We start from the raw sequence: 12,548 nt of genomic DNA, 5'->3' as shown, positions 1-12,548 counted from the left end.
GCTCACTACTCCTAGAAGGGCCACAGTGGGCTCAGGAAGAACTGGCTCAGCCAGCCAGGCTGACTTGCGTTGGCAAAAGCGCCGGTGCCCGAGTAAGCGATCCGAGCGTCGGCAATACGCGTCGAAGGCACGGTATTATCCGGGCCGATATCTTCGCTGCGTACCAGACCGGAAACGCGAATCAACTCGTCCCCGTTGTTAAGGGTGATCCATTTCTCACCGCGCACGCGCATCACACCATTGGGCAGAACTTCAAAGATTGTTGCGGTGATGGAGCCGTTCAGGCTGTTGGTCTGGTTAGCCTCGGAATCGCCAGCGAAAGTACGATTACCGGAAATATCTACTCCCAGGTTCAAGCCTTTGGCGCCCACTACATTGCCCAGCAGGGTTGGATTGGCGATCTGCGTAGAACTGTTCTTGCTGATCTCGTTGTCTGCGCTCTTGCGTGCAGCAGTGCGTTCCTGCAGCGTGATGGTGATGATGTCACCGACCCGATTGGCCTTGCGATCGTCATACAGATTGGTTTCGAAGCCGGCCTGATAAATAGCACCGTTGTTGAGCTCCGCAGGTATCGGTGTGCGCGGCATTATCGGTGCATAGGACGGATCATTGGGTGCTGGCGGCATCTGCATGCAGGCCGCCAGGCTCCCAAGGATCATCACAACCAGTGCAAGGCGCAGGGATTTCATTTTAGTCATTCCTCTTAGAGGTTCTGGCTGACGTACTGCAACATCTGATCGGCCGTCGAGATCACCTTGGAATTCATTTCGTAGGCGCGCTGGGTCGTGATCATGTTGACCAGTTCCTCGACCACGCTGACGTTGGAATTCTCCAGGGTATTCTGCAACACAGTACCGAGACCGTTCTGCCCTGGATTGCCAGCCTGCGGTGCTCCGCTGGCGGCGGTTTCCAGGAACAGGTTATTACCGATCGACTGAAGCCCGGCCGGGTTGACAAAATTGGCAGTCTGCAGGATGCCCAACTGTTGGGCTGCAGGGTCACCGAATACGGAAATACTTACAGTGCCATCTTCACCGACGGTGAAAGACTGCACATCGTCGGGCAGCTGAATTGCCGGCTCAAGTGGGAAGCCACTGGAGGTTACAATCTGGCCATCAGCATCCAGGTGAAAGCTGCCATCACGGGTGTAGCCAATATTTCCGTCGGGCATCAGAATCTGGAAAAAACCCTTTCCGTTAATCGCCAGGTCCAGCGGTTGTTCGGTTGTCTGCAGGGTGCCTTCAGTGAAGATCTTCTGTGTCCCGGCAACGCGTACACCGGTACCCAGCTGTAGACCCGACGGCAACTGTGTGTCCTGCGTAGTCTGACCACCGGGTTGACGCTTGATCTGATACAACAGATCCTCGAACTCAGGGCGGTCGCGTTTGAAACCCGTAGTCGCCACGTTCGCCAGGTTGTTGGAAATGGTGGTCAACATGGTGTCCTGTGCGGACAGACCAGTCTTGCTTACCCAAAGTGCTGCGTGCATGTTCTTCTCCTAGCGCGTCACTGACTGCGTGAGGCGGCTGCTCAGGTTCAACTGATTTGCAGAATCTTGTTGGTGACCTGGCTGTTCTCTTCGGCGGTGCGCATCATCTTGATGTGCAGCTCGAATTGACGGGCCAGGGAAAGCATTGCCGTCATTTCCGCCACGGCATTGACGTTGCTGCTTTCGAGAAAACCCGACGCCACACGCACTGCCGCGTCAGCGGGTTGTTCAACAGCGTTCTCCACTCGCATCAAGCCATCCTCACCCTTGCGAATGGTCGCCGGGTCGGGATTGACCAACTTTATTCGATCCACTTCAGCCAACACATTCGGGGCCTCACCTTCAGCTCGAATGCTGATGGTGCCGTCCTGGCCAATTTCTACCTTGTCAGCCGGGGGTAATGCGATCGGTCCAGCGTTACCCAGCACAGGCATGCCGCTAGCGGTCCGTAGCAAACCAAAAGCGTCAATTTTCAGGCTGCCGGCACGGGTATAGGCCTCAGTACCGTCAGGAGCCTGAACGGCAATCCAGCCTTGTCCTTCCACGGCAATATCGAGGTCGCGGCCAGTTTCCTGCATGCTGCCGGAGGCTAGATCGGTGCCTGGCCTCTCGGTCATTGCATAGGCTCGTGTTGGCAGGGCTTGGCCATAAACAGGCATCGAACGGGCCTGCTCGAAATCCCGACGAAAGCCTGTAGTGCTGACGTTTGCCAGGTTATTGGCATGCGCCTGCTGAGCCAGCATGTTCTGGCTGGCGCCGGTCATGGAAATGAAAAGTGATTTGTCCACGCTCTACTCCCGTTGCGACAAGGAATTGCCGCTTTGCTGCTATCACAGGAAGATAAAGCACGGTTCATGCCATAAATTAATTTAATACTTTTTTGGCATATAAAACAGATAGATAGCTTTATAAAAAAACAGGGCGGCAATACAGACGGGATAGACCCGCCGGAATTGCCGCCCTGCTATTGCCGGACTATTGCCGGAGCTTACCTGAGGTTGATGATAGTCTGGGTTACCGCATCAGCAGTCTGAATTGTCTTCGCGTTAGCCTGATAGTTACGCTGGGAAATGATCAAGTTGATCAGCTGCTCGGATAGATCAACGTTGGACTGTTCGAGCGCACCGGACTGGATAGAGCCCTGGGTGCCCGTCCCGGGCGCACCAACCACTGGCTCACCAGAAGCAGAAGATTGTGCCCAGGCAGTTTTACCCAGCGGAGTCAGACCCTGCTGGTTGGCGAAGTTGGCCAACACCACCTGTCCCTGAGTACGAGTCTGCCCGTTGGTATAGCGCGCCACCAGTAATCCTGCATCGTCGATTTCCAGGCCCGCCAGATCACCCGTCGTGAATCCATCCTGGACTACAGCGGTGACGGCGAAGCTGGCTGCAAACTGGGTACTACCCGCCAGGTCGATAGCGAACGCAGCTGGCGAGTCGGCGCCGGTTTCGCGTCCGGCACTATCTAGTGGTACCCAGTTCTGGATACTGCCCACTGGCTGCGGCGTGGTTAGCTCGCCAACGGTATTGAAGGTCAGTTGAGTAGGCTCTGGGCCGAAGGCTGCATCAGTCGGCAAGGCATTATTGGTCGCAGGATCATTGGTGACCTGACGGCCGTCAATCATGGTGAACATGTCCCACTGATTGCCGTCGGTCTTTACGAAGTACTTGGTCAGGGTATGCGCATTACCCAGGCTATCGAAGATATTGACCGAGGTGGAGCTGTTGTAGGTGGCCGAATTGGTGGGATCGAAGGTGTCCCTGGCAGCTGCCAAAGCATCGGCTGGGGTACCGCCTGCAGCAATCTCGGTATCATAGGCCTGCTGCCAGATAGCCGGACGCACGTCGGTAGAATTCAGGTTCAGAGTAGAGTCAACCTCGGAAGTTGCTCTGGGATTGGCCGAACGGGTATCCACGCGCAGGTCGGTCTGAACGCCCTGGTTAATCTGGCCAGTAACCGGATTCACGCCAAAGCCCTGCAGGCGTTCGCCGAAGTTGTTGGAAATAAAACCTTCGCGATCGGTACCGAAGTAGCCGGCTCGCGTATAACTGAGCGCACCACCGTTACTGGTAACAAAGAAGCCGTTGCCATTGATGGCCAGATCGAGACTGTTTTCGGTGAAGTTGATGTTGCCCTGGGTAAACTGCTGGGCCACGTCGGCAAGCAATACACCGCTGCCCTGGGCATTGCTGCCCGAGCCGAGAATGGAGGCTGCATAAACATCGGAAAATTCCGCGCGCGAGCCCTTGAAGCCCACTGTGCCGGCGTTGGCGATGTTGTTACCGGTAATATCCAGATCGGATGACGCCGCCCGGATACCACTCAGACCGATATTGAAAGACATGGTTACTCTCCTAGCCGATGTAGATCGGACGACTGTTACTGACCAATAGAAACGATATTAGAAAGACTGATACTGCCGAGGCCTGCGACGTTAAGCATCATTCCGCCCCCGTTGCCGTTGCCCAGGGACACGCTGTCCACGTTGGCCGGCAGTAACGTTGCAAGCTGCTTGTTGGCTCCTTCGATAGTAGCCTGAGCCTCAAACTTGTATTTTCCGGGCGGCATCAGATTGCCGCTGCTGTCTTTTCCATCCCAAACGAAGTCATGCATGCCGCTCGCCTGGCTGCCCAGGTTAAGTCGCGTGACGACGGAACCAGCCGCATCGGTGACATTCACGTAAACGTTATCACTGGGGACAGGCAGAGCCAGTTGTCCCTTGATACCCTTGGCAGTGTCCACCATGGCCTGATCAGCCGGCACAATGACGGTACGACCCACCAATGACGAAGCCTGCAAGGCCTGTGAAGACTGGTAGCCATTGACCAGTGACTCCATCGAGGTATTGAGTGTTTCAATGCCCTCAACCGTACTGAACTGAGCCAGCTGAGCAATGAACTCTCCATTTTCCTGGGGTGACAGCGGATCCTGGTTGTTCATCTGTGTCACCAGCAGTTTCAAGAATTCATTCTTGCCGAGTTCGCCGCCCTTGGCATCCCGGGTCTGGTCCACCTTGTACTGATCCAGAACGCTTTCACCTACGCTCAGTGCACTAGAAATACTCATGGTCTTGAAGCTCCTGTCACTGACCCAGTGTGAGAACGCGTTGCAACATAGTCTTGGTTGCGTTCATGATTTCGACGTTGGTTTGATATGCCCGCGAAGCAGCCATCATGTTGGCCATTTCCTCGACAATGTTGACGTTGGGATAGAAAACATAACCCTGCTCATCCGCCATCGGATGGTCAGGCTCATAACGCGATTGCAACTCGGCATCCGACTCCACGACACCCAGGACCTCAACACCCTGCCCGGCCTGCTCCTGGGAGGCAAACAGCGATTGACCCATGCCCTGCTGCTGTTCGCTAAACATGGTTGCAAAAACCGGATGTCTGGCGCGGTAGGTCTCGCCTGTGCTGCTGGACACGGTCTCGGCGTTGGCGATGTTGCTGGCCGTTGTATTCAGGCGCAGAGACTGTGCGCTCATACCGGAACCGGCGATATTGAATACGTCATTGAGGGACATGGCTTATTCTCCGCGCAGGGCTGACATCAACCCTTTGAACTTGCTGTTGAGAAAGGTAAAGCTGGCCTGCAGCTCGATGGCGTTCTCGGCAAAAGCGCTTTGCTCGACCTCAGCGTCAACGGTGTTGCCATCCAGGGATGCCTGCAAGGGCGTACGGAAGCGCAGCCCGGCGGCCTGGTCGAGCAGACTTTCGGTATTGATGTGCCGAGCATGCGTGGTGCTGGCAGCAAAGCCCTTGTCACCGCCGCTCTGCTGAGCAGCCAGAACAGTGGAAAAATCCAGATCGCGGGCCTTGTAATTGGGCGTTTCGGCGTTGGCAACATTGTTGGCCAGAACAGCCGCTCGCTGGCCACGGAAAGTCAGTGCTTTCTCGTGAATACCAAGGGCGTTATCGAAATTGATCGTCATTTGCGCGTTCCTCTTGTGGCAAGAATTAGCCACATGGTTCTCTCTGCGCAATAACAAAGCAGTTTCCATGCCAAGAAAATATGTCACTATTATTCAAAGACTTAACACGTACCCATGGAAAAGCGGCAACGGTAAACTGTCAGGCGGCAATCGCCTGGGCGGCAAGGATGAGGGCGATGGGACTTTCGGGGAGAGCGGGCGAACATAAAACCTGCGTCAGGGCGACACAGGTCTTTTCTTGGGCATCAGTCAATCTGATCGCTATTTTGCCTTATAGACAATACCGGGACTGCATTGGACCATCTGATAGAGATCAGGCAGACCGTTCAACGCCTCGGATGCCCCAAGCATCAGGTAACCACCGGGCTTCAGGGTGCCATGAATGCGTTTGAGAATGTCCTTCTTGAGATCGGCAGAAAAATAGATGAGGACATTGCGGCAAAAAACGATATCGAACTTGCCGAGCATCGAGTAACTGTCGAGCAGATTCATTGCGCGAAACTCAACGCGACTGCGAATCGGCTGCTTGACTGTCCAGCGGCCCGGCGTGGTCTGATCGAAATAACGGGTCAGCCGTTCAGTTGAAAGCCCACGGGCAATAGACAGGCTGTCGTACTCCGCAGACTTGGCCGCAGTAAGAATGCCACCTGACAGGTCTGTGGCAATAATTTGCCCGCCCCCGCGTAACTGTCCGGGGTTGCTGCGCTCGAACTCGTCAATGGACATGCTCAATGAATAGGGCTCCTGGCCCGAAGAACATGCCGCAGACCAGATACGCGGACGCTGGCCGGGATTAGCCTTGATGAACTCGGGCAGAAGCCGATTCTTCAGCACCTCGAAGGGATAGACATCCCGGAACCAAAGAGTCTCGTTAGTCGTCATCGCATCGACAACCAGTTCACGAAGACCACTACGCGGCTGCGTCTGGATACGCGTAACCAGCTCGCCCAGGCTCTTGATGCCCTGTTGCTCTAGAAGCCGATTAAGGCGACTTGCGACCAGATACTGTTTATTGTCGCCCAGCACGATGCCGCACGCTTTTTCCAGAAATTCCCTGAACACATGAAAATCTTGGTTTGCCGAGGTCACGCAGTCCATCCCGTCGTCAATTGAATTGCTTCCCCACGCGGTGATCTACTCACGCAGCGCGTGCAGTCGATCAATCACCCTTTGTGCCAGCTCATCCGGCTTGAACTTGGCAAGGAAGTCGTCGGCTCCCACCTTTTTCACCATAGCCTGGTTGAACACCCCCGAAAGCGAGGTATGCAACAGGATATGCAAGCCCGTCATACGCGAATCGCCTCGTACTTCCGCGGTCAGCGTATAGCCATCCATTTCCGGCATCTCGATATCCGACACCATCATCAACAGATCGGATACACCATTGCCGTTTTCGACCAGATCCCGAAGCCAATTCAGTGCCTGGCGACCATCGTTAAGGGCAACCACCTCCACTCCCACTTCCTGCAGACAGCGTGCAACCTGCTTGCGAGCAACCGAGGAGTCGTCAACGATCAATACCTTGCGTGCCAGGGCCTCCGTGTGGGTAACCTCATCGATCACGCCTGCAGTGATGGTTTCCACGGTTGGCACTACCTCGGCAAGAATCTTCTCGACGTCGATAATTTCAACCATTTTATCATCCACACGCGTAACGGCCGTCAGATAATGATCGCGACCAGTACCCCTTGGCGGCGGGTGGATGTCGGACCAGTTCATATTGACGATCCGCTCAACCGAGCGCACCAGAAAACCCTGAACCCGATAGTTGTATTCGGTAATGATCACGAATGCTGTGCTCAAATCATCGAGTCCCGGTCCACCAGTGGCCTTGTTGAGATCAATGATAGGCAGAGTACCACCGCGAATGTGCGCAACGCCCCGGACGACCGGATTCAAGCGCGGCAGGATAGTGAGCTTTGGACATTGCAGCACTTCCTTGACCTTGAACACATTGATGCCGTAGAGCTGCGGCCCGGAAAGTCGAAACAACAAGAGTTCAAGACGGTTCTGCCCGACCAACTGCGTACGTTGGTTGACCGAATCCATTACGCCAGCCATGGGCAACTCCTCAAATATCTCGAATGAAACGGCATGCATCTTGCTGCACTGTTTGGGTAGTACTTGTTACGGCGTTTTTTTGACATTCGCCAACCCACTCGTCATCAGGGTTCATTGTATGCGTTTTCTCACAGGGTGCGCGGTATTGCCGCTATTTTTTTGCGCAGGCGTTTCTGCCAATCCACTGATTGATCAACTTATCGGCGCGACTACCTCTTTTCTTGAGCAGGAAATCGAAAGTCATCTGCAGCGCAGTGCTCGGGATGCTCGCTATGAAGTGCAAGTCAATCGGCTAGACAACCGGCTGAGACTGCCATTGTGCCCTGAAGGAGCCCTGGAAGCCGAGCTGGAAAGCCCCGCCGAACCTGTGGGCCGTGTCACCGTGCGACTCAGTTGTGAGAGCGAAGTGCGCTGGCGGCTGTTCGTCCCTGCCCAGGTAAGCCTTTACCAACCTGTACTTGTGACCACCCGACCACTTTCTCGCCATGCCGTCATTGGCAAACAGGATGTCACCCTCCTGGAGCGGGACGTCGGACTCTTGAATAATGCCTATCTGACCGATCTGGATCAGGTAGCGGGTTTACGCCTCAGGCGTCAGGTAGCAGCTGATACGGTTTTGGCCCCCAATCAGCTGGAACAGCAAGAAGTGGTCAAACGGGGCGACAAGGTAGTGATCAGCGCGGCGAACAGTCATGTGTCTGTTCGCATGCCAGGGGAGGCGCTGGAAAACGGTAACATGGGCAGTCAGATACGAGTGCGCAACATCAGGTCCGGACGCACCGTCAAGGCCAGAATTACCGGCCCCGGACAAGTTGAAGTGGCGATGTGACCTTATCGCCCAATTACTCTATAATCTCAACATGAAAATTGGTGTGAAAAACGTGACCAGATTCACACTAATCTTTCCTAAAGTTTTGACTGCATCGGCCGTTACAGGTGTTAGTAAAGCATTTAGGTTCTGAGGAAAACAGAATGGTTATTGACTTCAACGCATCAAACAGTGCCAATCGGGGTGCCCAGACAGGCGCTACTGTGGGCAAGCGCGATGCCGCGGCCGAAGGCACCCGTCCTGCCGCGCAAGGAAACGCGCAAAACACCACTGTGGAAGAGGGGCAGGTGAAACTCAGCCCACAGGCTCAACAATTACAGGCGGTTGAAGAACGTCTACGTGACTTGCCGGTGGTCGACAGCGAACGCGTGGACCAGATTCGGCAGGCTATCAGTGACGGCACTTACAACGTCGACAGTGGCCGTATTGCGGACAAGCTGCTGGCTCTGGAATAACTCCTCGGGAGAATGTCCGGCCACCTTGTCTGCACAGCGGTTAGCGGAGAAAGCAAATGGAACATCTGGAGAAAGTCTTTTTACAGGCACAACCGGACTGTGAAGCTTTTGCTGAGCTCCTGGATCTTGAACAACAGGCGCTTGTAGATCGAGACATGGCTGAATTGGAGAAGCTTCTAGCGGCCAAGACTCCCCTGATCGAAGCACTTGCACGGCACGATCTTGCGATCCGCACTTGCTGTACACAAATTGGCGTCGCCCCCGGCGACGGCCTTGAAGCTCACATCAAATCCCTTGGCGCACCCACACTGCTGGAAAGATATTCCGCATTTCAGGATACGTTACAGCGTTGCCAGGCTGGCAATTTACGTAATGCGCGATTGGTTAGACATAACCAGCAGGCCACCGGCAATCTACTTGATCTCCTGCGTAACCAGGGTGAGACAAGCCAGAGCGTATATGATCGCCAGGGCATCGCCAGCCGTTCCGGCAACCAGCGCAACCTGACCAAGGCCTGAACAGCGTGTCAGATAGCCAGCATACTGTAGTAGTATGTTTGTCCATTTGAACTAGAGAGCCCTCAGTGTCTAGCCTATTCAATCAGGAAGTCGGCCCGCAGCCTCCACGGGATGTCCACTCTCCAGTAGAGATACTTTCGTTGCTGAAAAATATTCAGCAGCACCGCGATCATCTGCGCGTTACCTTTGTTGATCGCCCGCAAAAGTTCCAGAGCTTTATTGTGGAGATTGATAGCGCCACCAAGACTCTCTGGATCGACGAGATGATGCCACGCGACGGCGATCGGTTTGCTGTTGCGGGAGAAGCGTTCCGCGTGGATGCCTGGCATGAGGGCGTGCACATGCGTTGGCACTGTCCTGGCGTACAACGGCTGATGCTGGACGGAGTACCCACCTACTGCGCACCCTTGCCAGAGGAAATGGTTTACCACCAGAAGCGTGGCGCTTTCAGGGCTGCAGTGCGACGCAGCATGGAGCTGGCTGTTCACCTGGGTCACGCGAAGCGCGATACGGCTCTGGACGGCACACTGATGGATATCTCTGCAACAGGCTGCAAAGCCCGCTTTTCCGGGGACTGCACACACCAACTACCCCCAGGCGACTTGTTCGAGAGTTGCTCACTGGAGCTCCCTGAAACCGGACGACTCAACCTGAGTATAGAAATACGCCACGCCCAGTACGATTCAGGCAGCAATGAAACTCAGGTCGGTCTGGCCTTTCGTCAGATTCCGGCCACCGCCCAGCGTCAGATCGACCGGTTCGTCAACTATCTCCAGCGCGAGGCACGCCGGCTGGAGAAGGAAGACCTTTTCTAGCAAACGCCCCTAACCGGGGCGGTGATCGGCCTGATCTTCGTCCTTATCAAAGCCGGAACCAGGCACAACATCCTCACGCATCTGCTCTTCGACCTGCTGTTCGTCTACCCGTGGATCCATTGCTGCCGACAATGAGGACGTAACAAGGTTACCCCCGGCCGGCAGAAAGTGCATCGGCGCATCAAGCGACAGATTTTCTCCGGTAACGCGCTCAGGCCTGACCCTAATCACCAGAACCAGGGTGCAAAGCGCCATGAACACGTAAAGCATATTAGGCCCAAGAAATTTCATCATTACGGAACCCAGCAGGGGTCCGAAGCTGGCCCCCAGACCAAAGGTGACCAGCAGCATGGCCGAGAGTGCTACGCGATCATCAGGGTCGATATGGTCATTTGCCAGGGCGACTGCGATGGGATAGAGGGTAAAGGCCAATATGCCGAACATGCTGGTCAGGACCAACAACCCGAAGGGCGGCAAAGGTACCAGTGCAATAATCAGGACCACGCCGGTCAGGACAATGGCATTTATCTGAATCATCCGACTCCGGTCCAGGCGGTCGGAAAGCCAGCCAGCAGGCCACTGGGCAAATAGTCCAGCTCCAATGGTGACCGCCATGAAAATACCAACCTCTGAGGTCACCAGGCCAACGCCAGTGGCGAACACAGGTGCCATGCCGTAAAAGGAACCAAGCAACAGACCTGATACTGCCACCGTTGTCAGCGCAAGAGGGATACGATTGAGGAACACTCGCACTTTCATGGGCGCCGGGTGCAGGGGCGCAGGGTGAATCCGATTGGTCACCGCGACCGGCACCAGGCACAGTGAAAAGCACATTGAGACGATCAGCAGATGACTCAGGTTGAGCTCTGGCATCACAGTCAGAATCCCCTGCCCCATTGCCAGACCCAGAAAAGTTACTGACATGTAGCTGGCGAAGACCATGCCACGCTGGTGGGGCTCAGCCTGTTCGTTCAGCCAGCTTTCCAGCACCATGTACTGACACATCATCGCAACACCGACAACAAGCCTGAGTACAAACCAGACTTGCACGTCTGCGGTCAGGGCATGCCCGAGAACCGAGGCAGTGACTACCCCCGCGCTAGCTACAAAGGCACGGATATGACCTACCTTGGCAATAAGCCGGTGACCAACAGAGGCGCCAGCGACCAGCCCCACGTAATAGCCGGTCATCAACAGACCGATCCATATTTCACTTACCCCTTCGGCGGCCAGCCGCAAACCCAGATAGGTGCCGAGCAAGCCGCTACCAACGAGCATCAGAAAGGTAGCGAAATACAATGATGAAAAGGCCATGATACTTCTGGGCATTCAAACTCCGATGTGACAAGGGATGCAGTGCGCAGTCTAGGACAACACTGAAAAAAACAGGAAAAGCTCGGGGTTTACGGAACCGGTCGAGCTCCTGCAGGCGCGCATACTAGCAGCATGGAGGGAGGCTTCCCATCTGCGTCTGACGAATTGCACAAACGGAGCGACTGCAGGAGACTGAAGCTTGCACGAAGCTGCTAGAGCCCCTGACAATTGACCTACAAACAACGAAGCAATGGTCAATGTATTGGCTTTGTCTGCTGACTATCGGAAAATAAAATCCAGCGTGCTTTAGAAAAAAACTGAACAGAGGGGTTGGCCATGATCGCTGGTATTCTCGCCGTCGATATCGGCGGCATCAGTATCAAAGCCGCGGTGCTGGATGATCAGGGCCGGATGCTCACCGACCGTCTGAGCATCGCAACACCTGCCCCATGCCCCCCTGCTCGACTGATCGACCTCGTGGCCGATCTCGTGCAGGACATGCCCACCTTTAACCGTATCTCGGTCGGATTTCCAGGCGTGGTGCGTCAGGGCTGCGTACTCACCGCAGTCAATTTACAAAGCGAAGAATGGGCTGGTTTCGATCTGGCCAGGGCATTGTCAGAGCGCCTTGGCAACTATCCCACGCGCGTCATCAACGACGCCGACATGATCGGTTTCGCTTTTACAAGCGGGACTGGGCTCGAAGTGATGGTCACGCTTGGCACTGGATTCGGCACTGCCATTTTCCGCAATGGTGAGCTGATGCCGCATATGGAACTTGCACACCACCCTATCGCTGAGGGTCGAACCTACGACCAATATCTGGGTGATGCCGAATTAAAGCGTGTTGGCGGTCAGATATGGAATGATCGACTGAACCTGGCCCTTGGCCTGATCAATACACTTTTTCATCCCGATCAGATTTTACTGGGTGGCGGAAACGCGCGTTGCATCAGCACAGATCTGCCAGCCAATGTCCAGATAATGCCAGAGGTAAGGGGTATGTCAGGTGGCGCGGCACTATGGCGCGAAGATTTGAGCCTAACCGGTCAGTTTTCTGGCTAGTTCTGTCTCCTGGACAGACTGGGCGTGCGAGCCAGACAATTCAAGCAATCCAACAGGCCGGACCACCC

Annotated in this window: 15 protein-coding genes; 5 read left to right on the top strand and 10 right to left on the bottom strand. The window is 55.1% G+C overall.

Annotation, left to right across the window (positions count from 1 at the left end; translation table 11 throughout):
- Window positions 1-11 precede the first annotated feature (11 nt).
- The 9 genes from flgH to AAC076_RS10410 all read right to left on the bottom strand — a co-directional run bounded on the left by flgH (window position 12) and on the right by AAC076_RS10410 (window position 7,484).
- A complete protein-coding gene (flgH, locus tag AAC076_RS10450; RefSeq protein ID WP_339845281.1) occupies window positions 12-689 on the bottom strand; it encodes a flagellar basal body L-ring protein FlgH in 678 nt (225 codons plus the stop codon).
- 14 nt (window positions 690-703) lie between these two features.
- A complete protein-coding gene (gene flgG / locus AAC076_RS10445; RefSeq protein ID WP_150277453.1) occupies window positions 704-1,489 on the bottom strand; it encodes a flagellar basal-body rod protein FlgG in 786 nt (261 codons plus the stop codon).
- A 47-nt stretch (window positions 1,490-1,536) separates the two neighbouring features.
- The gene (gene flgF, locus AAC076_RS10440) at window positions 1,537-2,277 is read right to left on the bottom strand and encodes a flagellar basal-body rod protein FlgF (RefSeq protein WP_339845272.1); all 741 of its coding nucleotides are present in this window, start codon (window positions 2,275-2,277) and stop codon (window positions 1,537-1,539) included.
- Between the two features lie 200 nt (window positions 2,278-2,477).
- On the bottom strand, window positions 2,478-3,833 hold the full coding sequence (flgE, locus tag AAC076_RS10435) for a flagellar hook protein FlgE (protein ID WP_339845270.1): 1,356 nt from the start codon (window positions 3,831-3,833) through the stop codon (window positions 2,478-2,480).
- Between the two features lie 35 nt (window positions 3,834-3,868).
- On the bottom strand, window positions 3,869-4,555 hold the full coding sequence (gene flgD, locus AAC076_RS10430) for a flagellar hook assembly protein FlgD (protein ID WP_339845268.1): 687 nt from the start codon (window positions 4,553-4,555) through the stop codon (window positions 3,869-3,871).
- Between the two features lie 16 nt (window positions 4,556-4,571).
- Window positions 4,572-5,015 (bottom strand): flagellar basal body rod protein FlgC, encoded by a 444-nt coding sequence (flgC, locus tag AAC076_RS10425; protein ID WP_339845267.1) that lies wholly within the window; start codon window positions 5,013-5,015, stop codon window positions 4,572-4,574.
- A gap of 3 nt (window positions 5,016-5,018) precedes the next feature.
- Entirely contained in the window at window positions 5,019-5,423 is a 405-nt protein-coding gene (gene flgB / locus AAC076_RS10420; protein WP_339845264.1) for a flagellar basal body rod protein FlgB, read from the bottom strand.
- A gap of 261 nt (window positions 5,424-5,684) precedes the next feature.
- Window positions 5,685-6,512: a protein-glutamate O-methyltransferase CheR gene (locus AAC076_RS10415; RefSeq protein WP_339845263.1), complete on the bottom strand. Its 828-nt coding sequence runs from the start codon at window positions 6,510-6,512 to the stop codon at window positions 5,685-5,687.
- A 45-nt stretch (window positions 6,513-6,557) separates the two neighbouring features.
- A complete protein-coding gene (locus AAC076_RS10410; RefSeq protein WP_339845261.1) occupies window positions 6,558-7,484 on the bottom strand; it encodes a chemotaxis protein CheV in 927 nt (308 codons plus the stop codon).
- A gap of 118 nt (window positions 7,485-7,602) precedes the next feature.
- Between AAC076_RS10410 and flgA the strand changes: the two genes are divergently transcribed.
- The 4 genes from flgA (at window position 7,603) to AAC076_RS10390 (ending at window position 10,101) form a co-directional block, all read left to right on the top strand.
- Complete coding sequence (gene flgA, locus AAC076_RS10405) at window positions 7,603-8,313, top strand: flagellar basal body P-ring formation chaperone FlgA (RefSeq protein ID WP_339845259.1); 711 nt, start codon at window positions 7,603-7,605, stop codon at window positions 8,311-8,313.
- 143 nt (window positions 8,314-8,456) lie between these two features.
- Window positions 8,457-8,768: a flagellar biosynthesis anti-sigma factor FlgM gene (gene flgM, locus AAC076_RS10400; protein WP_339845258.1), complete on the top strand. Its 312-nt coding sequence runs from the start codon at window positions 8,457-8,459 to the stop codon at window positions 8,766-8,768.
- A gap of 56 nt (window positions 8,769-8,824) precedes the next feature.
- Window positions 8,825-9,286 (top strand): flagellar protein FlgN, encoded by a 462-nt coding sequence (locus AAC076_RS10395; RefSeq protein ID WP_339845257.1) that lies wholly within the window; start codon window positions 8,825-8,827, stop codon window positions 9,284-9,286.
- A 65-nt stretch (window positions 9,287-9,351) separates the two neighbouring features.
- Entirely contained in the window at window positions 9,352-10,101 is a 750-nt protein-coding gene (locus AAC076_RS10390) for a flagellar regulator YcgR PilZN domain-containing protein (RefSeq protein WP_339845254.1), read from the top strand.
- 9 nt (window positions 10,102-10,110) lie between these two features.
- On the opposite strand, the gene AAC076_RS10385 is transcribed toward AAC076_RS10390, so the two are convergent.
- A complete protein-coding gene (locus AAC076_RS10385; RefSeq protein WP_339845251.1) occupies window positions 10,111-11,430 on the bottom strand; it encodes an MFS transporter in 1,320 nt (439 codons plus the stop codon).
- Between the two features lie 321 nt (window positions 11,431-11,751).
- Between AAC076_RS10385 and AAC076_RS10380 the strand changes: the two genes are divergently transcribed.
- Window positions 11,752-12,480, top strand: coding sequence for an ROK family protein (locus AAC076_RS10380; RefSeq protein WP_339845248.1), 729 nt, complete (start codon window positions 11,752-11,754; stop codon window positions 12,478-12,480).
- Window positions 12,481-12,548 lie beyond the last annotated feature (68 nt).

The organism is uncultured Halopseudomonas sp. (assembly GCF_963977355.1).
Classification (GTDB): domain Bacteria; phylum Pseudomonadota; class Gammaproteobacteria; order Pseudomonadales; family Pseudomonadaceae; genus Halopseudomonas.
The sequence above is the reverse complement of the archived record's forward strand: the minus strand, read 5'-3'. Positions and strand labels throughout refer to the sequence as shown.